General features: G+C 40.3%; 20 protein-coding genes, 11 tRNA genes and 1 rRNA gene. 28 read left to right on the forward strand and 4 right to left on the reverse strand.

Features of this window, described 5'->3' with window-relative positions; all coding sequences use genetic code 11:
• Position 1: 1 nt before the first annotated feature.
• A complete protein-coding gene (locus B1NLA3E_RS01040) occupies positions 2–868 on the reverse strand; it encodes an SPFH domain-containing protein (protein ID WP_015592022.1) in 867 nt (288 codons plus the stop codon).
• 361 nt (positions 869–1,229) lie between these two features.
• Between B1NLA3E_RS01040 and B1NLA3E_RS01045 the strand changes: the two genes are divergently transcribed.
• The gene (locus tag B1NLA3E_RS01045) at positions 1,230–2,555 is read left to right on the forward strand and encodes a hemolysin family protein (protein WP_015592023.1); all 1,326 of its coding nucleotides are present in this window, start codon (positions 1,230–1,232) and stop codon (positions 2,553–2,555) included.
• A gap of 126 nt (positions 2,556–2,681) precedes the next feature.
• On the opposite strand, the gene mgtE is transcribed toward B1NLA3E_RS01045, so the two are convergent.
• Positions 2,682–4,040 (reverse strand): magnesium transporter, encoded by a 1,359-nt coding sequence (mgtE, locus tag B1NLA3E_RS01050; RefSeq protein ID WP_015592024.1) that lies wholly within the window; start codon positions 4,038–4,040, stop codon positions 2,682–2,684.
• Positions 4,041–4,297: 257 nt separating this feature from the next.
• Between mgtE and B1NLA3E_RS01055 the strand changes: the two genes are divergently transcribed.
• From B1NLA3E_RS01055 to B1NLA3E_RS01090, 8 genes are all read left to right on the forward strand, one after another.
• A complete protein-coding gene (locus B1NLA3E_RS01055) occupies positions 4,298–5,074 on the forward strand; it encodes a hypothetical protein (RefSeq protein ID WP_015592025.1) in 777 nt (258 codons plus the stop codon).
• A gap of 171 nt (positions 5,075–5,245) precedes the next feature.
• Entirely contained in the window at positions 5,246–6,328 is a 1,083-nt protein-coding gene (locus B1NLA3E_RS01060; protein WP_015592026.1) for a D-alanine--D-alanine ligase, read from the forward strand.
• A gap of 82 nt (positions 6,329–6,410) precedes the next feature.
• A complete protein-coding gene (locus tag B1NLA3E_RS01065; RefSeq protein ID WP_015592027.1) occupies positions 6,411–7,787 on the forward strand; it encodes a UDP-N-acetylmuramoyl-tripeptide--D-alanyl-D-alanine ligase in 1,377 nt (458 codons plus the stop codon).
• A gap of 288 nt (positions 7,788–8,075) precedes the next feature.
• The gene (gene hemY / locus B1NLA3E_RS01070; RefSeq protein ID WP_015592028.1) at positions 8,076–9,476 is read left to right on the forward strand and encodes a protoporphyrinogen oxidase; all 1,401 of its coding nucleotides are present in this window, start codon (positions 8,076–8,078) and stop codon (positions 9,474–9,476) included.
• Positions 9,477–9,801: 325 nt separating this feature from the next.
• A complete protein-coding gene (locus B1NLA3E_RS01075; protein ID WP_442852653.1) occupies positions 9,802–11,259 on the forward strand; it encodes a DEAD/DEAH box helicase in 1,458 nt (485 codons plus the stop codon).
• A gap of 100 nt (positions 11,260–11,359) precedes the next feature.
• Complete coding sequence (gene uvsE, locus B1NLA3E_RS01080; RefSeq protein ID WP_015592030.1) at positions 11,360–12,325, forward strand: UV DNA damage repair endonuclease UvsE; 966 nt, start codon at positions 11,360–11,362, stop codon at positions 12,323–12,325.
• Positions 12,326–12,693: 368 nt separating this feature from the next.
• On the forward strand, positions 12,694–13,173 hold the full coding sequence (locus B1NLA3E_RS01085) for a PH domain-containing protein (protein ID WP_015592031.1): 480 nt from the start codon (positions 12,694–12,696) through the stop codon (positions 13,171–13,173).
• Positions 13,166–14,605, forward strand: a complete 1,440-nt coding sequence (locus B1NLA3E_RS01090; protein WP_041580209.1) for a PH domain-containing protein — start codon at positions 13,166–13,168, stop codon at positions 14,603–14,605. Before B1NLA3E_RS01085 ends, B1NLA3E_RS01090 begins: the two co-directional genes overlap by 8 nt.
• 42 nt (positions 14,606–14,647) lie before the next feature.
• Here B1NLA3E_RS01090 and B1NLA3E_RS01095 read toward each other — a convergent pair whose 3' ends face one another.
• Entirely contained in the window at positions 14,648–15,382 is a 735-nt protein-coding gene (locus B1NLA3E_RS01095) for a rhomboid family intramembrane serine protease (protein ID WP_015592033.1), read from the reverse strand.
• Positions 15,383–15,490: 108 nt separating this feature from the next.
• Here B1NLA3E_RS01095 and acpS point away from each other — a divergent pair, with 108 nt between their 5' ends.
• The 6 genes from acpS to B1NLA3E_RS01125 all read left to right on the forward strand — a co-directional run bounded on the left by acpS (position 15,491) and on the right by B1NLA3E_RS01125 (position 21,731).
• Positions 15,491–15,856: a holo-ACP synthase gene (gene acpS / locus B1NLA3E_RS01100; protein ID WP_015592034.1), complete on the forward strand. Its 366-nt coding sequence runs from the start codon at positions 15,491–15,493 to the stop codon at positions 15,854–15,856.
• 183 nt (positions 15,857–16,039) lie between these two features.
• The gene (locus B1NLA3E_RS01105; protein WP_015592035.1) at positions 16,040–17,053 is read left to right on the forward strand and encodes a LolA family protein; all 1,014 of its coding nucleotides are present in this window, start codon (positions 16,040–16,042) and stop codon (positions 17,051–17,053) included.
• Positions 17,054–17,312: 259 nt separating this feature from the next.
• A complete protein-coding gene (alr, locus tag B1NLA3E_RS01110; RefSeq protein ID WP_041580210.1) occupies positions 17,313–18,473 on the forward strand; it encodes an alanine racemase in 1,161 nt (386 codons plus the stop codon).
• A 164-nt stretch (positions 18,474–18,637) separates the two neighbouring features.
• A complete protein-coding gene (locus B1NLA3E_RS01115) occupies positions 18,638–18,919 on the forward strand; it encodes a CopG family ribbon-helix-helix protein (RefSeq protein WP_015592037.1) in 282 nt (93 codons plus the stop codon).
• 4 nt (positions 18,920–18,923) lie between these two features.
• Positions 18,924–19,274 (forward strand): type II toxin-antitoxin system PemK/MazF family toxin, encoded by a 351-nt coding sequence (locus B1NLA3E_RS01120; protein WP_015592038.1) that lies wholly within the window; start codon positions 18,924–18,926, stop codon positions 19,272–19,274.
• Positions 19,275–19,553: 279 nt separating this feature from the next.
• On the forward strand, positions 19,554–21,731 hold the full coding sequence (locus B1NLA3E_RS01125; protein ID WP_015592039.1) for a Tex family protein: 2,178 nt from the start codon (positions 19,554–19,556) through the stop codon (positions 21,729–21,731).
• Positions 21,732–21,749: 18 nt separating this feature from the next.
• On the opposite strand, the gene cmpA is transcribed toward B1NLA3E_RS01125, so the two are convergent.
• Positions 21,750–21,863 carry a cortex morphogenetic protein CmpA gene (cmpA, locus tag B1NLA3E_RS24585; protein ID WP_144061411.1) on the reverse strand — a complete coding sequence of 38 codons (114 nt, stop codon included), beginning with the start codon at positions 21,861–21,863 and terminating at the stop codon, positions 21,750–21,752.
• 94 nt (positions 21,864–21,957) lie between these two features.
• Here cmpA and B1NLA3E_RS01130 point away from each other — a divergent pair, with 94 nt between their 5' ends.
• The 13 genes from B1NLA3E_RS01130 to B1NLA3E_RS01190 all read left to right on the forward strand — a co-directional run bounded on the left by B1NLA3E_RS01130 (position 21,958) and on the right by B1NLA3E_RS01190 (position 25,370).
• Positions 21,958–22,431: a SprT family protein gene (locus B1NLA3E_RS01130; RefSeq protein WP_015592040.1), complete on the forward strand. Its 474-nt coding sequence runs from the start codon at positions 21,958–21,960 to the stop codon at positions 22,429–22,431.
• A 164-nt stretch (positions 22,432–22,595) separates the two neighbouring features.
• Positions 22,596–22,670: transfer RNA gene (locus B1NLA3E_RS01135), tRNA-Asn, on the forward strand.
• Positions 22,671–22,677: 7 nt separating this feature from the next.
• Positions 22,678–22,768: transfer RNA gene (locus B1NLA3E_RS01140), tRNA-Ser, on the forward strand.
• 11 nt (positions 22,769–22,779) lie between these two features.
• Positions 22,780–22,851, forward strand: a tRNA-Glu gene (locus tag B1NLA3E_RS01145).
• A 13-nt stretch (positions 22,852–22,864) separates the two neighbouring features.
• Positions 22,865–22,941 (forward strand) — tRNA-Asp (locus B1NLA3E_RS01150).
• A 22-nt stretch (positions 22,942–22,963) separates the two neighbouring features.
• Positions 22,964–23,038, forward strand: a tRNA-Gln gene (locus tag B1NLA3E_RS01155).
• A 10-nt stretch (positions 23,039–23,048) separates the two neighbouring features.
• Positions 23,049–23,124: transfer RNA gene (locus B1NLA3E_RS01160), tRNA-Lys, on the forward strand.
• Between the two features lie 15 nt (positions 23,125–23,139).
• Positions 23,140–23,224, forward strand: a tRNA-Leu gene (locus B1NLA3E_RS01165).
• A 62-nt stretch (positions 23,225–23,286) separates the two neighbouring features.
• A tRNA-Leu gene (locus B1NLA3E_RS01170) sits at positions 23,287–23,372 on the forward strand.
• A 73-nt stretch (positions 23,373–23,445) separates the two neighbouring features.
• Positions 23,446–23,522: transfer RNA gene (locus B1NLA3E_RS01175), tRNA-Arg, on the forward strand.
• Positions 23,523–23,528: 6 nt separating this feature from the next.
• A tRNA-Pro gene (locus B1NLA3E_RS01180) sits at positions 23,529–23,605 on the forward strand.
• 28 nt (positions 23,606–23,633) lie between these two features.
• Positions 23,634–23,707 (forward strand) — tRNA-Gly (locus B1NLA3E_RS01185).
• A 113-nt stretch (positions 23,708–23,820) separates the two neighbouring features.
• A 16S ribosomal RNA gene (locus B1NLA3E_RS01190) occupies positions 23,821–25,370 on the forward strand.
• Positions 25,371–25,466: the final 96 nt, after the last annotated feature.

Raw genomic sequence — 25,466 nt, forward strand, 5'->3', positions numbered from 1 at the left:
CTTAATAGATGGTTCCTGTATTGATTACTGGTTGGGTCCCTTTTTCTGAGACGATTGTCACCATAAGGTTATTCACCATCTGTGCTTTCTTTTCTTCATCTAGTTCCACGACACCTTCACTGCTTAGTTGCTCAATCGCTGATTTAACCATCGAAACTGCACCATCGACGATCACCTTTCGGGCTGCAAGTATGGCTTTTGCCTGTTGTCGCTGCAACATGGATGAGGCAATCTCACTCGAATAGGCTAAATGCATAATACGCGCTTCGATAATCTCTACCCCTGCAACTACTAATCGTTTTTGTAGATCCTTCGTTAATTCATCGCCAACCTCATCAGAGTGCTGTCTTAAAGATATCTCATAATCATTGTTGAAATTGTCGTATGGATATTGACTGGCGATGTGACGCAAGCCAGTTTCACTTTGGGTATGAACAAACTCTTTATAATCCTCAACATCATAGACTGCTTTGGCAGAGTCAAAAACCTTGTAAACAACAACAGCGGCAATCTCGATTGGATTTCCTTCCAAGTCGTTAACCTTTAGTTTCTCACTGTTAAAATTAATCACTCTTAAAGATACATTTTTTCTTAAGGTCAAGGGAATGGAGAGCCAAAATCCTTCTTGCTTAATTACGCCTAAATAGGAACCAAAAAGAGTGATTACTTTAGCTTGATTAGGTTGATTAATGGTAAATCCGGTTAATAGAACGGCAGCAATTAGAGCAAGTACGACAAATGGTATGAGGATGACTGGATTTTGATTAAGTGAAAAAATTCTAATTAAATAAATGATGATTATAAACAACAATAACTCGATTAAAACCCCACCAAATCCGTTCACTTTAAATATTTCTTTCTCTTTCAAAAGGACCACTCTCCACTTCCTACTGAAATTATTTTGATACCAATATGATATCACATTAATATCAAATCTAAAACTTTCAATACGGACAAAATGATATCCATTTGTCTAAGAAACATTACGGTAGCAAAATGAGCAAATTATTGAAAGATAATGATTTAAAGGAATGTCAAAATCAAGTGATTTTGAAGGAAATGATAAAGGAAAAAGTTCCTGAAGGCATTTTCTTTCATCGTTGTTCATGTTAAAAAGGTATAATGGAGATAATGAATGTAAATTGAAATTTTGATTATTGCTCTTCTGTATTCAAGTCTGTCTCATTTTTAGGGAGGTGAGTGTCTTACTTTATAAGTAGGACTCATCATTGGAACTTATTAACCTTTTCATTATTGCAGTTTTAATTGCATTGACAGCTTTTTTTGTTGCATCGGAGTTTGCGATTGTAAAGGTCCGCTCAAGTAGAATTGACCAACTGTTGGCAGAGGGTAAAAAAAATGCCGTTTCTGCAAAAAAAGTCATCACCCATTTGGACGAATATTTATCGGCGTGTCAATTAGGGATTACGATCACTGCTTTAGGACTAGGTTGGCTTGGTGAACCAACCTTTGAGTCAATTATGCGCCCGGTGTTCAAACATTTACCACTAAACGAATCAATTGAACACATTATCTCATTTGGCATTGCCTTTTCTATCGTCACGTTTTTACATGTTGTAATTGGAGAGCTATCACCAAAAACGTTCGCTATTCAAAAGGCAGAACAGATTGCTTTATCTTTTTCAAAGCCACTAATCTTGTTTTATAAAATTTTGTTTCCCTTTATTTGGACTCTTAATACTTCAGCTCGATTATTCACTGGATTGTTTGGACTGAAACCTGCTTCTGAGCATGAGATTGCCCATAGTGAAGAGGAGCTGCGGATTATTTTATCTGAAAGCTTCGAGCAGGGGGAGATCAACCAGTCAGAGTACAGCTATGTGAACAATATTTTTGAATTCGATAATCGACTAGCAAAGGAAATAATGGTCCCACGGACAGAAATTGTTACCTTAGAAAAGGATGCTTCTCTTGAAGAAATGTTCGTCGTGATAAGTGAGGAGAAGTTTACCAGATACCCAATTGTTGATGGCGATAAGGATAATATTATCGGGATTATTAATATCAAAGAGTTGTTAACCGCAACTTTAATAGTTAATTCGGAAGGCTTCTCAATCGAACAGTTTATTAACCCAGTGATAAGGGTGATCGAGACGATTCCCATCCATGACCTATTGCTCAAAATGCAAAAGGAACGGAATCATATGGCGATTTTACTTGATGAATACGGTGGAACTGCAGGTTTAGTTACGGTTGAAGATATTTTGGAGGAAATTGTCGGCGAAATTCGTGATGAATTTGATTCAGATGAGATTCCGTTAATTAGGAAAGTGGATACTAACCATTATATCTTTGATGCAAAATTATTAATTGAAGATGTAAATGATCTATTAGCTACGCATATTCCAGATGATGATGTGGATACAATTGGCGGCTGGATATTAACGCAAAAATATGACGTCAAGCTGGGTGATATAGTGAATTTTGAGGGTTTTGAATTTAAAGTAAAAGAATTAGATGGCCACCATATCCTCTATGTTGAAGTGCAAAAGCAAAAATCTTCAATAGAAAATGTTAAAACCGGTGAGGAATAGCCTTCACCGGTTTTTTATTATTGGCTGTGTTAAACTTGCCTGGTGATTGCTGCTCCTAGCTACATGTGAGCAAAATCAACATAGAGCTTTAATATAGCCTACTTTTAAAAGAAGTGTCCAATAAATCTACATAAAATGGTTAATAAAGGTAGTGGCAATCCCAAAATAGGTGATCAATGAGAAAATATCATTGAGCGTGGTAATGAGTGGACCTGAGGCTACTGCTGGATCAATGTTTAGCTTATACAAAATTAGTGGGATGATAGTTCCAGCTAATGTCCCGATGATTAATGTTAGGAGAAGCGAGGAACCAACAACAATCCCTAATATGGCATTACCTTGCCAAACATAGGCAATAATTGAAATTAATATTCCGCAAGTAACTCCAATAATCAAACCTACAATGAGTTCACGCATGATTAGTTTTGTGACCACTTTTTTATCAATGTCCTTAGCTACAAGTCCTCTAACCACAACTGCAAGAGATTGTGTACCCGTATTACCAGTCATTCCAGCAATCATTGGCATAAAAAATGCTAACGCTACTACCTTTTTAAGGGTTTCCTCATAGCCACTGATAATCCTTCCAGAAACAAGACCAATAAACAATAATAAAATGAGCCAAGGCAACCGCCTCGATGCGGCTACAAGTGCTTTAGTATCAAAGTCGATGGATTTACCTGATGCTGATAGCTTTTCGATGTCTTCATTGGCTTCCTTTAAAACAACATCAATCATATCATCGACTGTAACGATTCCTACTAGTGTACTTTCCTCATTAACAACAGGAATGGCTAAAAAGTCATATCGCTGAATCATCGTGGCCACTTCTTCTTGATCCATTGTCACTAAAACTGAAATGACCCGTTCATACATGATGTTTTTAATCATTTCATTCGGCTCCGAGATCAGTAAATCTCGATAAGACACAACCCCTACTAGCTTCTTGTCTTGATCGATTACATACAAATAATTAATCGTTTCAGCAAAATCTGCGAAAGATTTAAGTTTTACAACTGCCTCATGGACTGAATAATCATTACGAATCCAAACAAACCGATTTGTCATTAAACGTCCGGCTGTTTCTGGAGGGTAGTTCATGAGATCCTGGACAATCTTTGATTCCTCTTTCTTCATCTCTGCTAAGAGCGCGTCCATTTTTTTAGGTGACAAGTCCTCCAGCAGGGAAGCCAGGTCATCGTTGTCCATTTCATCAAGAACTTTCCCTTTGCGTTCAAGACCCAATTTATTTAAAACTTCTATTTGTTCTTCTTTATTTAGCTCTTGAATTAAGTCGGCTAGGCGATCGATGTTTAAATATAGAAGAAAGCGAGTTTTGTGCTTCTCAGGTAAATTCTCATAAATGTGGGCAATATCATATGGTTGGAGTTCGTCAAGGATTTTCTCAAATTCTTGCTTTCTACTGTCTTTTAACATTTTAATCATTTGTAGGGTAATTTGATCTTCAGTCATGTTTTGGATCATCCAGTTTCGCACTCCTTCCGCCAATATATATATGTTATGCATATATAACTTATTTGCTAAATCAATTATTTCCAAATATAATTTTATTTTTATATGAAGGTAAGATATTTTTCGTTATTTTTGCTAAAATAAGGAGAGATAGAATGTTCGAATTGCAACCATGGTGACAGTTTCATAAGAGACTGTCTTTTTCTTAAGGCTAGAGCTTTCCACTTTTTTAATAAATGAACCAGCTTTGATGTTCGGGGGTATCTCAATTGAAGAAACACAATCATGAAATTCGCGATTTAGTATATGTTCATCTAAATGAAAACGGTCAATATGTGATTTCCTATGGAGTGGAATTTTCTGTGTTCGCCCAGTCTTTGTCGCGGTCTTTAAATCATCTTTTGTTAATAAAACACCAATTTGACGATGGGGAATTAAATCGCCACACATTGTTAGAATATGTACCAAGAGACAGCCTTCGAAAATTAGTTAAAGATAATATTTACGCCTACGGAGATTTTTGCTGGGTCGACTTTGAGGAAATCGACGGGTTGGATGAATTATCTGGGCAAGAAATAGCTGAACTACTCTTCTTAGGGCACCAGAAGCGACATTTAAAGGGGCCATTTTATAACAAGCTCGGAAATCGTTATGTCTATTTGTCCCGTTACGATAGCTGGTTTAACAAAACGTATTATCGCCAAATAAATGATTTTTATCGAATGTTAGGTAATGTGATTGCTATAAAATTGGAAGAACTGAAGATTGAAAAAACACTAATCGGAATCCGAAAAAAAAGATCTTATCCTCCAGTAAATTTAGATATTATCCTTTCATTATCAAAATTTATGAGAGAAGGCACCGTAATCTCGTTGAGAAATATTACCCAAAACAGGAATCGTATCGAAATTCCAATCTGGGTGATTGGTGACTTTGACAATATGGATGACATGATTGAAGAATTTGACCAAATGAAAAGAGAAAAATGTGATGCTAAGCTAGTATTAGAAAAAAAGACAAGAGAGTGGGCATTGTTTACCCAATAGAGTTTAAAACGGTCCGAATGTTCGGCCGTTTTTTAGTTGTTTTTTTGAATACTGGTTTGTACTGTGATAAATCGTTCATACATTAAAAGTAATGGAAATTCATTGAACAACTTTGTTAATAAAGTGGTAAAATAAAAAAAGGTTTGATTGAAAAAAATGGAGGTTCAGTTTATGAAAACGAGACTGGGTTTATTATACGGTGGGAAATCTGCAGAACATAAAGTGTCCATGAGAACAGCTATGGCTGTTATAAAAGCTCTTGATCTAAGCAAATTCGATATTTTTCCTATATACATAACAGTGAAGGGACAATGGGTAAAGGGCCCACAGCTATTCGCACCAGTTGAAGATGTTGAAGCTCTTGAATTCGCTCCGCCTGTGGGAATGCCTTCAGATAGTTTAGTGCCAAACCTGTTTCAAGTTGAAACAGAGGGGAACCAACAAACATTGGATGTTATTTTTCCATTGCTTCATGGACCGAATGGAGAAGATGGAACGGTTCAAGGGCTGTTGGAACTTCTGAATTTACCATATGTCGGTAATGGCGTGCTAGCTTCATCAGCTGGAATGGATAAGGTCATTATGAAAAATGTGTTTGCGCAAGCCGGCCTCACACAGGTGGATTATGTTTGGTTTATTCGTAGTGAATGGCAAAATGCTGAAGATGCAACCTATGAAAAGGTTGAAAGTGAAATAGGATATCCTTGCTTTGTTAAGCCTGCTAATCTAGGCTCAAGTGTAGGAATCAGTAAATGTGTAAACCGCGTTGAGCTTGAAAAGGCGTTTCAAGAGGCTTTTCAATTCGATCGGAAAATTATCATTGAACAAGGTGTAGTGGCACGAGAAATTGAAATTGCCGTGCTTGGAAATGATGAACCAGAATGCTCTGTTGCAGGAGAAATTGTTCCAAAAACCGATTTTTACGATTATCAAGCAAAATATGAGGATGGGAATACAGGCTTAATCATACCTGCTGTTATCACTGAGTCTGAATATCAAGAAATGAATAAACTAGCGATTAGAGCTTTCAAATCGCTTGATTGTGCAGGACTCGTTCGGGCTGACTTTTTCCTTACTAAAGAAGGGAAATGGTTAATTAATGAAGTCAATACAATGCCTGGCTTTACACCGGTTAGTATGTTTCCGTTGCTTTGGAAGGAAACGGGAATTGAGTATCCTCAGTTAATTGAACGGTTAGTAAATCTAGCATTAGAGCGACATGGTGAAAAACAACAAATCAAATATACATTTTAGACCCTTGATGACACGGCCTTTTGGCCGTGTCCCTTCTTTATAATCCCTTTTATAAAAATAAAAAAGGAGGCCAACACAACAAATGATAAACAGGAACCTAAAACAGATTGAAAAAATGATTTCGGTTGAAAACGATTTGTCATCCTTTGCTGATGTCGAGATCAGCGGTGTGTGCATTGATACTCGGAAAATTAGCCATGGAAATTTATTTATCCCTTTTAAAGGGGAAAAGGCAGACGGGCACTGCTTTGTTGAACAAGCACTTAAACAAGGTGCAGCTGCGGCCTTATGGCAAAAGGATGTTCCAAATCCACCACTGCACCTGCCGATCGTAGTGGTCGAGGATACGCTTGCCGCATTGCAGGAGTTAGCAAAAAGTTATCGAAATGAGTTAGATATTAAGGTAATTGGGATTACTGGTAGTAATGGAAAAACGACAACAAAGGATATGACTGCCAATCTCCTCTCCCTTAAATATAAAGTGCAAAAAACGGAAGGGAATTATAATAACCATATTGGCCTCCCATTAACCATTCTAGGGCTTGATGAGGACACGAATGTGGCAGTACTTGAAATGGGTATGAGCGGACGGGGAGAAATTCAATTTTTAACGAAATTGGCAAGACCTGATGCCGTCATCATAACCAATATAGGTGAATCTCACTTATTAGATCTCGGTTCTAGAGAAGGTATAGCCGAGGCGAAGCTTGAGATCATCTCTGGACTGGCTGAAGATGGATTAATTGTCTACCTTGGTGATGAACCGTTGCTGAGAAATCGCTTGGAAAACACCGGTGAAAGAAATGTCAAAACGTTTGGAAGAAATGAAAATAATGATCTATATCCAATTGAAATGAGTCAAAATGATAAAGGCAATCTCTTTAAAATTAACGGGGTAAGTGAGATGTTCTCATTACCGGTATTAGGAACTCATAATGTGCTAAATGCACTTGCAGCCATGTTAACTGCTGCTTATTTTGGTGTTCCTTTTGAAAAGATGAATGTTGGATTTGCAAGCTTAAAGTTAACCAATATGAGGATGGAGCTTGTTGATGGTGAAAATGGTGAGAAAATCATTAACGATGCCTATAATGCCAGCCCTACATCCATGAATGCCGCGATAGAGCTTATTTCCAATCTGTCAGGTTACCAGAAAAAAATTCTCGTCCTAGGTGATATGCTTGAGCTCGGGCCACAGGAAGAAGAATTTCATTTTAAAATTGGTCAGTCAATAGACCCAAATAAAATTGATTATGTGTTTACTTATGGACCGCTTGGGAAAAAGATAGCTGAAGGGGCTGAAACAGTGCTACCACAAGCACGAATCCTTTCCTTTTCCGATAAACAGACACTGATCGATGAATTGAAAAAACACACAGACGATCGCACGTTGCTTCTCGTTAAAGCATCCCGGGGAATGAGATTAGAGGAAGTAGTAACTTCACTTCAAAAAAAATAAATGCAGGATACAAAAATCCTTATTGGAAATAATATTGAACACCCCCTCTAAGAACCTTGAAAAAGAGGGGGTTTTTAATAGAGAATAATATTTCTACATATTACTACAAAATCAAACATTTTCTAACAAAAAAGGAATCCACCTTATTTCCACCCCAACTTAAGCTAAAATAGAAACTAAACAAGGGGCTGCTAGTTGGTGCATTAAAGCTGTAAAGTACTAATGGGTGCCTGACCCCCGATGCGTTAAAGCGTTGAAGGGGAAAAATACAAAGCAGGTGACGTGTTAATGGATAAAAAGAAGGTAATCATTGTTGGTGGCGGTATTACAGGTTTATCTGCCGCTTATTATTTACAAAAGGAAGCTCAAGAAAAAGCTTTGCCGATTGAGATCAAATTGATTGAAGCAAGCAACCGTGTTGGTGGTGTGATTGAAACGGTCAAGAAAGACGGATTTGTGATTGAAAAAGGACCGGATTCGATCATTGCTCGGAAAAAGAGCGGGCTAAATTTAATCGAAGAACTTGGACTAAAGGATAAAGTTATTTCTAATACAGCCGGTAAATCATTTATTCTTGTCGATGGCAAACTCCACACAATGCCAGAGGGCTCTTTTATGGGAATCCCGACCAAGGTGACTCCGTTTGCTTTTTCTGGTTTATTTTCTCCACTAGGAAAGCTGCGTGCTGCAGGTGATTTTGTCCTACCGAAGGGAAAACCGCAGTCAGACCAATCTCTAGGTAAATTTTTCAGAAGAAGATTAGGAAATGAAGTAGTCGAAAATTTAATTGAGCCGCTTCTAGCAGGTATTTATGCTGGGGATATTGATAATTTAAGCCTAATGTCGTTATTTCCTAACTTTTATCAAATGGAACAGGATTACCGAAGCCTAGTACTTGGATTAAAGAAGACGATGCCGGAACCTCCAAAAACGGCAAAAAAACCAGGAGCCAAAAAAGGGATGTTCATTTCCCTTTCGACGGGCCTTGAAGAAATTGTTGTCCAACTAGAGAAACGATTAGAGGGTTCAATCATGAAAGGAACTGCCGTTGATAAAGTCAAAAAGACTGCAGATGGCTATGAAGTAACCCTCTCTAATGGCACAGTTGAAAAAGCGGATAGTGTGATCATTACGACAGATCATTTCCATGCCCAAAGAATGCTTGCAGAATATTCCTTTATGGATTCATTTAAGCAAATGCCGTCGACATCAGTTGCTAATGTGGCGATCGCATTTCCAAAGTCAGCAATCAAACAGGATATCGATGGATCAGGTTTTGTTGTTTCTCGTAATAGTGATTATCGAATTACCGCATGCACTTGGACCCATAAAAAATGGCCAGGCTCAACACCAGAAGGTATGGCGCTGCTACGTTGCTACGTCGGAAAACCGAAAGATCAAGAAGCGGTAAATCTGTCAGACGAGGAAATTATTAAAATTGTTCTGAAGGACTTAAATAAAACAATGGATATTACCGAAAAACCTCTATTCCATGTTGTGACCAGATGGAAAAAGTCCATGCCACAATATACAGTTGGGCATAAGGAAAGAATGAAGACCGTAAAGGAATCCCTAAGTGAAGAGCTACCAGGCGTCTTCTTAGCGGGTGGTTCGTTTGAAGGTGTAGGTATACCGGATTGTATCGACCAAGGTATTGGCGCGATGAAAAAGGTATTGGATTTTTTATAAAATAAATATTATCTGGATTTAAATAAGCGGTTTAAGAGAGCGGTAGCGTTATCATTAACCGCTCCCTATGTTTATGGGGATTTCTGGCGGAGATTGTCGTAACTACCCCATTTCTGGCAAATCCATTTTATTGCAATCAGTACGCTAAAGTGTTAAGATTAATACCAAAGCACACGGGCCAACATTGCTTACAACAGGGCATGCTCCATTTGGAGAATGTCTTTTTTTGAGAAAATCAGTACAAATCAAAAATCGCTTTTTACATAATGATAAAAATAAAACTATTCTTGTTAAAGGCAATAAAAGGAGATTGAAAAAATTGACAATGTTTCAAGATTTGGGCCTTAGCCCAGCAATGATGAAATCAATTAAAAAAATGGGTTTTGAGGAAGCTACTCCAATTCAAGCAGAAACGATCCCGTTAAGTTTAGAAAATAAAGATCTAATTGGTCAAGCGCAAACTGGTACGGGGAAAACGGCAGCATTCGGAATCCCACTTATTGAAAAGGTAGATAAGGATGCTGATTACATTCAAGGGATTGTAGTAGCACCGACACGTGAGCTTGCGATTCAAGTATCGGAAGAGTTATACAAGATCGGATACGGAAAAAGGGTTCGTGTTCTCCCTATTTATGGTGGGCAGGACATCAACCGCCAAATCCGTGCTTTGAAAAAAAACCCACATATTATCGTGGGGACACCTGGTCGTTTGATTGACCACATTAATCGTAAAAACCTTCGTTTGGACCGTGTTCACACAGCTATTCTTGATGAAGCAGACGAAATGCTTAACATGGGTTTTATTGAGGATATTGAAGCAATCTTATCCCAAATTCCTGCTGAACGACAAACACTATTATTCTCAGCAACCATGCCGATGCCAATTCAAAGAATGGCCGAAAAGTTCATGAAGGAACCTCAAGTGGTTCGTGTGAAAACAAAAGAAATGACTGTATCTTCTGTTGAGCAATTTTATGTGGAAGTACAAGAAAGAAATAAGTTTGATGTTCTGACTAGATTACTTGATATCCAATCGCCAGAACTCGCAATCGTGTTTGGAAGAACGAAGCGACGCGTGGATGAATTGGCAGAAGCACTTAATTTAAGAGGCTATATGGCGGAAGGAATCCACGGGGATTTGAGCCAAGCTAAGCGTCTTTCGGTGTTGAAGAAATTTAAAGAAGGCTCGATAGATGTTCTTGTAGCTACTGATGTCGCAGCCCGCGGTTTAGATATTTCTGGTGTTACCCATGTCTATAATTTTGATATTCCTCAGGATCCAGAAAGCTATGTTCATCGTATTGGCCGTACTGGACGTGCCGGTAAGACAGGTGTGGCATTGACATTTGTAACTCATCGAGAAAAATCATATTTAAGTGTCGTAGAAAGAACGACAAAACGTAAAATGGAAAAGATGGTTCCACCAACAGTAGACCAGGCTCTTGAAGGTCAACAAAAAGCGGTGGTCGAGAAAATTCTACAGACAATTGAAGCAAATAATTTGCAATATTATAAGGAAGCTGCTGATGAATTGCTTGATCAGCAAGATCCAAGTACAGTAGTTGCGGCTATGTTAAAAATGTTAGTAAAGCCAGATACTGCGTCAGTTCAATTGACAGAAGAAAGCCCACTTCCGCAAAGACGAGACCGGAAGCCAAATGATCGTGATCAACGAAGAAGTAATGATTACAACAGCAGAAAAAAAGGTCCAAGCAATCACCGCACAGGTGGTGCGAAGCGCACTAATCATAGCAGTTCAAAACCAACTAAAACTTTTAAATAATTTTACAAAAAAAAGGCTGTTGAGACTTCTCAACAGTCTTTTTTTGTTGGCCTTTTTATCCTGATGGGAATACTACAGAGAAAGAAAGGGGAGGTCTAATATGACAATCATCCGCTTGGGGTATGTTGCAATGAGTGTTCAACTGCAAAACTGTTCACCATCTCAAACGATGACATTTAAACAGTTTTCTGCAACAAAGGATCGAGAGGCAGCGATTAGAAAGCTGGAACGAATTGCCGTGAAAAATTTAGATAATTGCCTACGTTTATTAAAGCACAATGTCAGCCATGACATTCATTTTTTCCGTTTAAGCTCAAGGCTTGTTCCTCTTGCCAATCATGAGGAATTAGCCGATTGGAACTATATGACGGCCTTATCAGATCCACTCACTAAAATCGCGGAATATCTTAAGCTTTACCCAATGCGTGTTGACTTCCATCCCGACCATTTTGTCGTCTTAAACTCATCAAAATCAGACATCCTAAATACATCTATTAAAACACTTGCCATGCACGAAGCGCTACTCAAAGAAATGGAAATTGATTCTGAGCACCGTTGCGTCCTCCATGTAGGCGGAGCTTATCATGATAAGGAGAAGGCATTGGAACAGTTTATTCATAATTGGGGCTTTATTTCACAATCGCTCCAAAAGATGATCATACTTGAAAATGATGATACCTCCTTTACCCTGGGAGACACTCTATACCTATGTGAAAAATTAGGTATTCCGCTCGTGTTCGATTACCATCACCATTTAGCTAATCATCAGGAACCGTTGTGGGAAAACGACTGGGACCGTGTGGTTAATACGTGGAGTCATTCAAAGCTGCCACTTAAAATGCATATTTCCAGTCCAAGATCGAAACAGGATTTTCGTGCGCATGCCGATTATGTTGACCCTGAGTTGTTTTTTTCCTTTCTAAAAAAGGTAAATGATTCAGTCCCCGAAATTCACTGTATGATTGAGGCTAAGGAAAAGGATCAGGCCTTGTTCCAGTTGGCAAAACAATTAAGCGATTGGGAATCTGTTGAGCAAATTGATCAAACGAGCTTCCTATTAAAATAAAGCTGTGTTAAAGCACAATGTTGATTTTTTGCACAATGTTGATTGGAGTGGAAGGCGCGAAGACTCCTGCGGGAGCAGCGGGACAGGTGAGACCCCGCAGGCGCTTTAGCGCCGAGGAGGCTCACCGCCCGCCCCGCGGAAAGCGAAGCGCCTGGAACGGAAATCAACATTCTAGTTTAACAGAGCCTAAAATAAAAAAATTTTGATCATTATGCCCTTTTTGGACATGACATGCTGATTACCTCCTTTTCATATAGGGAGTATATCAAGCGTGTTTTTTTACTGTAAACAAAACCTCTTAACCATGTATTTATCATTTTCAATCCCTTCTGTATAATTAAGGAAGAAAAAGTGGCAGGAGGTACGTCATGTTAATGGAACCGCAGACAAGAATATCTGGACGGGCACTAAAGGTATGGAGAATCCATGGAGCACTGAACTCGATATTTGCCCTACTTATTTTGGGAGGGATATTGACCTTAGCCATTATTTTTGAATGGCCTGTTTGGATTATGGCGATAGCAGTCATCGCTATGGGAAGCTATACATACGTGTTTATCCTCGTTATGCCTAAACTAAAATGGAAGCGCTGGCGGTATGAAGTAAGAGAAAGTGAAATTGAACTGCAACATGGGGTTATTTTTACAAGAAGAACCTTGATCCCAATGATTCGTGTTCAGCATGTTGATACAAACCAAGGCCCGCTATTGAAAAAATATAACTTGGCGACCGTGGCCATTTCGACTGCGGCAACAACCCATGAAATACCGGCTTTGGATATCGAAGAAGCGGAAGAACTTCGATTCAAAATAGGAAAATTGGCGAGGGTAGCTGATGAGGATGTCTGAGCCAAAACGACTACACCCAGTTGCTGTTATATCCACAGTTTTAAAACAATTGAAAGATATGATTTTTCCGATTCTTGCTTTCACCGTATTTGGTGGTAGAGGTTCGGAAAGAGGGATCTTTTCATTGTTGATACCCCTTGCTGTTATTATTTTTGCGTTGATTACAGGTATTATCTCGTGGCTTCGATTTACTTACCGGATTGAAGAGGGTGAACTCCGGGTTGAATCTGGTGTATTTGTAAGAAAAAAACGATATATTCCGCTTGAGCGAATCCAAAGCCTTGATCAATCAGAAGGAATTCTTCATCGTGTATTTGGACTGGTTAAGCTAAAAGTTGAAACAGCGGCGCATGGAGGGAATGGCAATGAAGATGCTGAAGCCGTATTTGCAGCCATTTCAAAAGAAGAGGCTAGACAATTCCAAGCAATCTTATCTGCAGTGAAAAGTTCAGGTACAAGTATAGAGGCTGATTCAGCACCTGAGTCGAATGTCATTTATAAAATTTCTCCAAAGGAGTTAATATTGTTGGCCACCACATCTGGTGGAGTGGGCGTAATTATGTCAGCAATAATCGCCTTCCTATCACAATTTGATGAGATCATTCCGTTTGAACGTGTGTTTAAGCGATTTGAAAGTTTGATTGAGAATGGAATAGTATTGGTAAGCACGCTCGTGTTTATCGGATTTTTATTGGTTTGGATCCTTGCGTTAATTGGAACGATGATAAAATACGCCCAGTTTACCGTGACGAAAACTGCAGATGATTTGGTGATTTCTAGGGGATTAATCGAGAAAAGGCAAATCACCGTTCCATTAAACCGAATTCAATCAATTAGGATAACGCAGAACCTGCTGAGGCAACCGTTTGGCTATGGAACGGTTTATTTAGAGAATGCGGGAGGATCGGCTGAGAATGGTGATTTGGCAAAAGTGATGATGCTTCCGATAGTAAGTAGAACCAAGATTCAAGAAATATTAGGGGAGTGGCTACCAGAATACAATTTTAATCCTAAGCTTCAGCCCGCTCCGAAACGGGCTTTAAAGAGGTATCTTTTAAAAGGATGGCTGGTGATTTTGCCGATTGTGATCATTCCACCTTTTGTGAGTAGACCATGGGGATGGCTAGCCTTCCTGTTGGTCTTGCCGGTTTCATACATTCAATATCTGTCCTATCGCGATGTAGGATGGAGTATTGAAGATGATCAGCTTACCCTAAGATATCGCCGAATGATCAAGCATATTGTGTTTATGAAAAAGAAGAAAATACAATCGCTGCGAACTGATGAAAGCTTTTTTCAAAGGAAAAACCAACTCCAGTCCATTCATGCTTTAGTCAAATCAGGACTTGGCGGAGGGGGAGGTAGAGTTGTGGATGTTGAACGTGAGGATGCTGCGATGGTCTTCAAATGGTTTTCGCATGATAAGAGATAATAAATATATAGAAAAAACCTATCCAATTTATGGATAGGTTTTTTAACGACCGATTAAGCCAACGATGGCAAGGACGAGGACTACTCCCCAAAAGATTAATTTTCCCGGGGACAAGGACTTTAGGTTTTGTTTGACCGAGCGAATATTAGTTGATTGGAATTTTCCAGAAAACGGTATAGTAACTTTTACATTTTTATCAAAATATACGATACTACCAATTAAAAAGCCCGAAATCAGGCCAAATACATGTGCAGCAACGTTTACGTTTGGTTGAATAAAAGTCATCACTAGCCCAATGACGGTAATGGTTAAGACGATTTGCGAGTTCTGGCGTGATAATAAGTGCTTTTTAAACAAGATGATGGCGAGGTAAAAGCCGAACAAGGCAAAAATGGCGCCACTTGATCCTACATGCGAATAAGATAAAGGATTAACTAGATATGTCGCGACATTAGCTAAAGTTCCTCCAGCAAGATATAGAAGAGTGAATTTTGTTTTTCCAAGCATTTTCTCTAAGGCTGGTCCAAAGAGTACTAGGGAAAAGCTATTAAATAACATATGGGCAAATCCGCTGTGTAAAAAAATGGGGGTAATGAATCGCCAATATTCCCCTTCTGCTATATAAAGATTGACCCCGGCCAAAGTTTCAAAGATTAGTCTGCTTGGGAAAATTGGGATGAGCGTAACTAGATATAATAAAATGTGTATGAGTATAATAGTAGAGACGATTGGATAATAGCGGATAAATTGTTGGAAATTTTCCGTTCTAGAGAACATTAGGATCCCACCTTTTTTTACATAATACCATTATACATAAATCCATGCGCTAAACACGCTCGTACCCAAGTTTATGCGAGAACAATATTAAATAGAAGGAAGAGACATATGATTAAAGGAATTGGAATTGATATCGTAGAACTGAACCGAATGAAGGATTTATTGCAGCGCCAAAAGAAAATTATAAATCGAGTACTTACCCCTTTAGAAAAGGATCATTTTGAAGCCCTTTCAGAAAAAAGAAGAATTGAATTTTTAGCAGGGCGATTTGCGGCAAAAGAGGCGTTTTCCAAAGCGTTTGGCACAGGAATTGGTCAGAACCTTTCTTTTCTCGATATTGAAATACAGAAAGATGAAAAAGGAAAACCCTTTATCATAAAACCATTTTCCGAGGGTGTACATTTGTCTATTTCTCATAGCGAACAATATGCAATTGCTCAAGTAGTGATTGAAAAAAGGGAAGAAATTATTTAACACATAACACACACTCCCCGGCATATTCCTTTAGGTTGTCTCATATATTCGTAGTGCGATAGGAGAGACAAGGTTAGGCGGCGGGAACATTGACGTAAAGGACGGGAGCAATCAATCGTCATTGTCTAATTCCTGGCTGGCTCTCCATTTCTACGAAGAAATGAGACTAAAGGGGTTGAAGAAATGAGGAAAAACGGGTTGTTGCTTCTCGCCGGGCTCATGGTGTTTTTTGTATTGGCAGCCTGCGGTACAAAAACACAGGAAGATGTGGTAAGAGATTTAAATGGAAAACTTGCTAAACTAAGTTCCTATAAAGCGAATGCCAAAATGACGTTGCAAATGGGAACGGAGCCACAAACATACGAGGTGCAAATTTGGCATAAAGATCCTTCATTCTACCGTGTGAATTTAAAAAATGCCAAAAAGGATCAAAGCCAAATGATTTTACGAAACGACCAAGGCGTTTTTGTGCTTACACCTGCTCTTAATAAAAGTTTTCGTTTCCAAAGCAATTGGCCGCAAAATAGCAGCCAAGCTTACCTATATGAATCCTTAATTAAGGATATTATCCAAGATAAACAGGCGAAATTCACTTCAACAAAAGACCATTATGTATTTGAAACGAAAACGAGATATCAAAATAATAAAATGCTTCCACTTCAAGAAATTACGATAAACAAAAAAGATTTATCCCCGATAAGTGTTAAAGTAATGGACTCCGATCGGAATGCGTTAGTTACTGTTCGGTTTTCAGCAGTCAAGTTTGATGCAAGTTTTGACAAGAATGACTTCGATATGCAAAAGAATATGACAGGTGCACAATTAGAAGTACCAGTAATGGGCGATGTAAAATCCAAAGAATTTTCGGTCAAATATCCGACTGAAAACCTTCCGGGTGTTAGTCTTATCAGTGAAAAAGAGTTCAAAACTGAAACAGGCAAACGGGTTGTCTTAACCTTTGGGGGAGATAAATCTTTTACTTTAGTTCAGGAGAAGACCGAAATCATGCCGGCGACAGCTTCTGCAGCTTCAGTGGTTGGAGAACCAGTTGATTTAGGTTATACAATTGGAGTCATGTCGCAAAACCGGGTTACTTGGACATACCAAGGGGTGGATTACACGATAGCATCTAAAGATCTAAGTCCAGATGAAATGGCAATGGTTGCCCGTACGGTTTCAGGGGATGCAGTGAAGTAGAACGGCGTTTGTTATTTTAGGGTGATAAGCGTAGAAGAAAATTCAATCCGAGTGAAATTAGCATCAGGTTGGCAGGCTCGATTTTTCCGGGCCTGTTTTTTAATACCCAAAACCTTTTTACCCTGTAAAAATAACGAAATTTATTTGACAAAAAAAATAAGGAGTTTGATAATCAACATAGTATAAAGTGAAATTTCATACTGGAATTTAACTGCCTGTTAAAACGGGAAAAATGAACGGGGTTAAGGAAGTGGACGGATTGGATGAGCAAGGATATTTTTACCGAGATACCTGGGTGGAAATCGATTTAGACCGGGTCTCGGAAAACATAAAGGGCTTAAGAGAGAGATTACCAGATAATGTGGGGATTATGGCCGTTGTTAAGGCAAATGCTTATGGGCATGGAGATGTTCAAATTTCCAACACCGCTATTGTTGCAGGTGCAAGCTATTTGGCGGTAGCCTTTTTAGATGAAGCTCTTTCCTTAAGAAAAAAAGGGATTAAGGCACCAATCCTTGTGTTGGGGGCAAGTCGACCACAGGATGTGAGTCTTGCGGTAGATCATCACGTAACCCTAACCGTGTTTCGAGTAGATTGGCTTGAAGAAGCGAAGGCCTATTTAACAGGAGATCAAGTCTTAAAGCTTCATGTAAAAATTGATTCAGGAATGGGACGGATTGGAATTCGGGATAAACAGGAACTTCAATTAGTGGAAAATAGGATTATTGAAGATAACCGAATGGAGCTAGAAGGGGTTTTCACCCATTTTGCCACTGCTGACGAAATCAATACCGAATATTTTATGCAACAGTTTGAACGCTTTAAACAAATGGTTGATTGGTTTCGAATTCGTCCAAAATATATTCATTGCAGTAATAGCGCTGCCTCATTGAGATTTAAGGATGCAAACTTTAATGCAGTTCGAATGGGTATCTCAATGTATGGCTTGACGCCATCAATAGAAATGGAAACGGAGATTCCGTTTCCATTAAAAGAAGCCTTTTCTTTACATTCGCGCCTAGTCCATGTAAAAAGGCTCCAAAAGGGAGAAAAGGTCAGCTACGGTGCCACCTATGAAGCGGAAGGTGAAGAATGGATTGGAACCATTCCAATTGGCTATGCAGACGGATGGATTCGTAAACTGCAAGGGCAAGAAGTTTTAGTGAATGGAATTAGAGTGCCGATCGTCGGGCGTATTTGTATGGATCAGTGTATGATTAAACTTCCGTATGAGATGCAGGTTGGAACAAAGGTTACCTTGATAGGGGAGCAAGATGGAGATATGATCTCTGTGAATGAGATAGCTAAGCGGGCGGAAACGATTAATTATGAAATTCCATGTATCATTTCAAACCGTGTTCCCCGTATTTATAAGCAGCAAGGTGAGGTTGTTGATATATATAATCCAATTGCGGAGTAAAATGAATTTAAATAGGCAATAACTAATATCGTGCATATGAATCCGATTATTAATGGAGGAATATCCAGGATAATCAGGAATTGCCTTTGCTTTCTGGGTGAATAGTGGTAATATAAAAAAGGATAGAGATAAATGGTGTGTAGTGATGGTGGAGGTGTATGTTTGTGTCTGAATCCAGCGCAACAACTGAGATTTTGGTAAAATTACCGCAACATCTTTTAATCGAGTTGGATGGTTTCGTAAAACAGGAAAACGGTAATCGTAGTGAATTTATTTATCAAGCAACGAAAATGTATCTTCGCGAACGAAAAAAGAGACAAATTCGCGAATCTATGAGACGAGGCTACATGGAAATGGCCAAAATTAATCTGACAATTGCTTCGGAAGCATTCCAAGCAGAGTATGAGGCAGAACACGCAGTAGAACGCCTAGTAAGCGGAGGGTAATCTCTTGATTGTCAAACGTGGTGACGTATATTTTGCGGACCTATCCCCAGTTGTTGGCTCAGAACAAGGCGGTGTTCGTCCTGTGCTTATCATTCAAAACGACATCGGGAATCGGTTTAGTCCCACAGTCATTATTGCAGCAATTACAGCTCAAATACAAAAAGCAAAGCTGCCTACCCATGTTGAAATTGATGCAAAGCGTTACGGCTTTGAACGAGACTCGGTCATTCTTTTAGAACAAATTCGAACAATTGATAAACAACGACTTACCGATAAAATTACCCATCTCGACGACGAAATGATGGATAAAGTGGATGACGCCTTACAAGTTAGTTTAGGGCTCATCGAATTTTAGAAAAATCGGTACACTGCTTCAATTGCATTTTCTGTCATGATTCAATTTTTTTATTCGAAACACAGTTTTACAAGGGAACGGCGACGTTTGTTTGCCTGTTTCTTTTACATATCCTAAAACAACATTAAGGCAAGCCTATTACAGGCTTGCCTTTTATATTTGAGAGACAATGCTTAAAAAGCATACTATCTAATAGCAAGCTCGTCACTTTGTGCAAATGAGTGTGTAAATTTGTTACAATAATGAAAAGGGAAAATTTGAACGTTGGAGGATAATCAATTGGAACAAACCGTTGATAAACAAGAACAATATTTAAAACAAATTGCAACTGAACAAACATTGAAATTAGGTCAGGTTCGAAGTGTTATTAACCTTCTCAATGATGGAAATACGGTTCCTTTTATGGCACGCTACCGAAAAGAGCAAACGGGAGCATTAGACGAAGTCCAAATCAGGGATATTATCGAAAGATGGCAATACATACAAAACCTAGAACAACGAAAAGGAGAAGTTGTTCGGATAATTGAAGAGCAGGGCAAGCTTACTCCAGACCTAAAAATACAAATTGATAAGGCGATCAAGCTTCAAGAAGTTGAGGATTTATATCGTCCCTATAAGCAAAAACGGCGTACAAAGGCTACGATTGCCAAGGAGAAGGGGTTAGAGCCGCTTGCTGAATGGATTATGAATTTCCCGAAAACAGGGGATCCTGAACAAAAAGCAAAGGAATTCCTATCTGAAGAAACTGAAGTACTAACGGTAGAAGATGCTTTGGCGGGTACCAAGGATATTATCGCAGAATGGATCTCTGATGATGCAGAAAGTCGTAAGTGGATTCGTCAAGAAACATTTAAAACCGGAATAGTGGAATCCTCAGTTAAAGAAAAGGATAAAGATGAAAAAGCTGTTTTTGAAATGTACTATCAATATGAGGAACCAGTAAGTAAGATCGTTCCACACCGGGTCCTAGCACTAAACCGTGGTGAAAAAGAGGACATTCTGCGTGTTGCAGTTAAGCCGAACAATGATGCTGTTTTGAACTATTTACAACGAAAGTGGATAAAGGTTCCGCACTCCGTTACGGTTCAACTAGTAACAGAAGCAATTGAGGATGGATACAAACGCCTTATTCAACCTTCAATTGAGCGTGAAATCCGAAATGAACTGACAGATAAAGGCGAAGAACAAGCTATTCATATCTTTTCGGAAAACTTACGCAAACTGTTGCTTCAACCTCCATTAAAGGGGAAGGTTGTACTTGGTTTAGACCCAGCATATCGGACAGGCTGCAAACTTTCGGTTGTTGATGAGACAGGCAAGGTATTGAAGATTGATGTGATTTATCCGCATCCGCCTGTTTCAAAGCAAAAGGAAGCCCGCCAAAAGTTCATTTCTCTACTAGAAACGTATAAAGTTGAAATGGTGGCAATCGGGAATGGAACCGCCTCGCGTGAGTCAGAACAATTTGTCGCTGACATCCTGAAAGATCAAAGTGAAGATATTTTTTATTTGATAGTGAATGAAGCTGGTGCAAGTGTCTATTCTGCTTCAGATTTAGCACGAGAAGAGTTCCCTGATTTCAAAGTTGAGGAAAGAAGTGCTGTTTCTATTGCCCGGAGGTTGCAAGACCCCCTTGCAGAATTAGTTAAAATTGATCCAAAATCGGTTGGGGTGGGACAGTATCAACATGACGTTTCCCAAAAGAAATTATCAGATTCATTAACTTTCGTGGTAGAGACAGCTGTTAACCAAGTAGGGGTAAATGTTAACACAGCTTCTTCATCCTTGCTTCAACACGTTTCAGGTCTTTCGAAAACAGTAGCAAACAATATCATTAAGAAACGAGAAGAAGAAGGGAAGTTTTCAGATCGAAAACAACTAAAAAAAATTCCACGTCTCGGGGCTAAAACATATGAACAAGCAATTGGATTCCTAAGAATCATTGATGGGTCAGAACCGCTTGATCGGACAGGCATTCACCCAGAAAGCTATCGGGAAGTAAAACTCCTACTTTCAAATTTAGGCTATCAAACAACTGATTTGGGAAGCGAAGAGCTGCAATCCGTATTAGCTAACCTTGATTTAAAGGCAACTGCTGAGGAACTTCAAATAGGGGAGTTAACTTTGAAGGATATTGTCGATGCATTAATGAGACCAGAACGAGATCCTCGAGATGAGCTTCCTGCACCGTTGTTAAAAAAAGACGTACTTAAGCTTGAGGATATCCATGCCGGTATGGAACTTCAAGGAACGGTGCGAAATGTTGTCGATTTTGGCGCGTTTGTCGATATTGGCGTGAAGCAAGACGGTCTTGTTCACATTTCAAAGCTTAGTCGTCGTTTTGTTAAACATCCACTGGATATTGTCTCTGTCGGTGATGTTGTAACGGTTTGGGTTGATGGAGTAGATATGAAAAAGGGCAGAGTCTCCTTATCTATGTTAGAGCCCTCCAAATAATGAGAAAAAAGACACTGCTTAGGGGCAGTGTTTTTTTCTGTATATAAACCAACATTGGTTTAATAGTTTAATTTGATGACGGTTTTTCTCATAATATGCCCTTTGCATTTGGTTCTGAAACCAAGTCGGCATTAGCAAAACCCCCTGAAAAGTATTTCACTAAATAGCTAACAATATTATATGATATAATAGCTTGTCATGTTCGGTGTTGAGGAGGAAATTAGGTTTGGATAACAATAAACTTCAAGAAATGGTTGAAGAAATTTCAATACGATTTTTTCAAAAGTCCTTCCTGCATCAAGCTTTTTTCAATCCGAGATTGCGTTCTACAGGTGGACGATACCTTCTGGCGAATCATAATATTGATATTAATAAGAAGTATTTTGAACTTTTTGGCGAAAAAGAACTAATTGGTATTATTAAGCACGAGCTTTGCCATTACCATCTGCATCTTGAAGGTAGGGGATACCGTCATCGTGATCACGATTTTAAACAACTGCTTAAGAAGGTGGAAGCACCTCGTTTTTGTACGCCTCTTCCTGGCCGAACGAAACGGAGAACGGTAAAAAAGGTCCTGATCTATAATTGCCAAGAGTGTTCTCAATTGTATAAACGGAAAAGAGCGGTGAATACTTCAAAATACGTATGTGGTAAATGTAAAGGGAAACTAGTGTTAGTAAAAGAGTTGACAGAGAAATAAATTCATGTTAAATTTACATACCGTGACTGCTATATTAGCTAATCATGAGTGATAATTTTTTCTTGACATTTGGTCAAAGAGTCCTTATAATTAAAAAAGTCGATAAGATGATATTAAGTTTTATATCACTGTTGATTACGAAATAAGATTTCCTATATCATTGTTCCGCAGTAGCTCAGTGGTAGAGCAATCGGCTGTTAACCGATCGGTCGTAGGTTCGAGTCCTACCTGCGGAGCCATTTATTTGGGGAAGTACTCAAGAGGCTGAAGAGGCGCCCCTGCTAAGGGTGTAGGTCGGGTGACCGGCGCGAGGGTTCAAATCCCTCCTTCTCCGCCAGTTAATATATAGGCCCCTTGGTCAAGTGGTTAAGACACCTCCCTTTCACGGAGGTAACACGGGTTCGAGTCCCGTAGGGGTCACTTTAATAATTTTGGTCCGGTAGTTCAGTTGGTTAGAATGCCTGCCTGTCACGCAGGAGGTCGCGGGTTCGAGTCCCGTCCGGACCGCCATTTTTTTAAAAGTTTAAATTATTGGGCTATAGCCAAGCGGTAAGGCAACGGACTTTGACTCCGTCATTCGTAGGTTCGATCCCTGCTAGCCCAGCCATTTTTTGTTCGAGCCATTAGCTCAGTTGGTAGAGCATCTGACTTTTAATCAGAGGGTCGAAGGTTCAAGTCCTTCATGGCTCACCATTTTCATTTTCATACGCGGGTGTGGCGGAATTGGCAGACGCACTAGACTTAGGATCTAGCGCCGCAAGGCGTGGGGGTTCGACTCCCTTCACCCGCACCACTAATTACCAGTTGATTGTGGTTATTAGTCGGTGGTACAATGTTTATTGTCGCTGTGAATTTGCGGTCGTGGCGGAATGGCAGACGCGCTAGGTTGAGGGCCTAGTGGGGGCAACCCCGTGGAGGTTCAAGTCCTCTCGGCCGCACCAAAAAAACACAAAAAGATGTTGACAACGTTAATTGGTTTTGTTATAATAATTAAGTTGCTAATTTTTAGTTAATGCGCCCGTAGCTCAATTGGATAGAGTATCTGACTACGAATCAGAAGGTTGTAGGTTCGACCCCTGTCGGGCGCACCATATATACGGGAAGTAGCTCAGCTTGGTAGAGCACTTGGTTTGGGACCAAGGGGTCGCAGGTTCGAATCCTGTCTTCCCGACCATTTTCTTAAGTGGAATTTAAATGAATATGCGGGTGTAGTTTAGTGGTAAAACCACAGCCTTCCAAGCTGTTGTTGTGGGTTCGATTCCCATCACCCGCTCCAAAAATTGTTCTTTGAAAACTAAACAAACAAACGTCAACAATATAATTTTTTTATAGTGTGAATGACTTCGGTCGTGATCACTAGCCAACGTAACTTTTATGAGTCAATCAACTTTCTTGGAGAGTTTGATCCTGGCTCAGGACGAACGCTGGCGGCGTGCCTAATACATGCAAGTCGAGCGGATTGATGGGAGCTTGCTCCCTGATATCAGCGGCGGACGGGTGAGTAACACGTGGGCAACCTGCCTGTAAGACTGGGATAACTTCGGGAAACCGGAGCTAATACCGGATAATCCTTTTCCTCCCATGAGGAAAAGCTGAAAGACGGTTTCGGCTGTCACTTACAGATGGGCCCGCGGCGCATTAGCTAGTTGGTGAGGTAACGGCTCACCAAGGCGACGATGCGTAGCCGACCTGAGAGGGTGATCGGCCACACTGGGACTGAGACACGGCCCAGACTCCTACGGGAGGCAGCAGTAGGGAATCTTCCACAATGGACGAAAGTCTGATGGAGCAACGCCGCGTGAGCGAAGAAGGCCTTCGGGTCGTAAAGCTCTGTTGTTAGGGAAGAACAAGTATCGGAGTAACTGCCGGTACCTTGACGGTACCTAACCAGAAAGCCACGGCTAACTACGTGCCAGCAGCCGCGGTAATACGTAGGTGGCAAGCGTTGTCCGGAATTATTGGGCGTAAAGCGCGCGCAGGCGGTTCCTTAAGTCTGATGTGAAAGCCCCCGGCTCAACCGGGGAGGGTCATTGGAAACTGGGGAACTTGAGTGCAGAAGAGAAGAGCGGAATTCCACGTGTAGCGGTGAAATGCGTAGAGATGTGGAGGAACACCAGTGGCGAAGGCGGCTCTTTGGTCTGTAACTGACGCTGAGGCGCGAAAGCGTGGGGAGCAAACAGGATTAGATACCCTGGTAGTCCACGCCGTAAACGATGAGTGCTAAGTGTTAGAGGGTTTCCGCCCTTTAGTGCTGCAGCTAACGCATTAAGCACTCCGCCTGGGGAGTACGGCCGCAAGGCTGAAACTCAAAGGAATTGACGGGGGCCCGCACAAGCGGTGGAGCATGTGGTTTAATTCGAAGCAACGCGAAGAACCTTACCAGGTCTTGACATCCTCTGACACTCCTAGAGATAGGACGTTCCCCTTCGGGGGACAGAGTGACAGGTGGTGCATGGTTGTCGTCAGCTCGTGTCGTGAGATGTTGGGTTAAGTCCCGCAACGAGCGCAACCCTTGATCTTAGTTGCCAGCATTCAGTTGGGCACTCTAAGGTGACTGCCGGTGACAAACCGGAGGAAGGTGGGGATGACGTCAAATCATCATGCCCCTTATGACCTGGGCTACACACGTGCTACAATGGGTGGTACAAAGGGTTGCAAAACCGCGAGGTCGAGCCAATCCCATAAAACCACTCTCAGTTCGGATTGTAGGCTGCAACTCGCCTACATGAAGCTGGAATCGCTAGTAATCGCGGATCAGCATGCCGCGGTGAATACGTTCCCGGGCCTTGTACACACCGCCCGTCACACCACGAGAGTTTGTAACACCCGAAGTCGGTGGGGTAACCGTAAGGAGCCAGCCGCCTAAGGTGGGACAGATGATTGGGGTGAAGTCGTAACAAGGTAGCCGTATCGGAAGGTGCGGCTGGATCACCTCCTTTCTAAGGATATTGTCGTAAAGACAATCGGAACACAACACTTATAGTGATGTGATGTTGATGGTTTGTTTGTTTAGTTTTGAGAGAGCAATCTCTTAA

The sequence above is a fragment of the Bacillus sp. 1NLA3E genome (assembly GCF_000242895.2).
Taxonomy (GTDB): Bacteria; Bacillota; Bacilli; order Bacillales; family Cytobacillaceae; genus Bacillus_BU.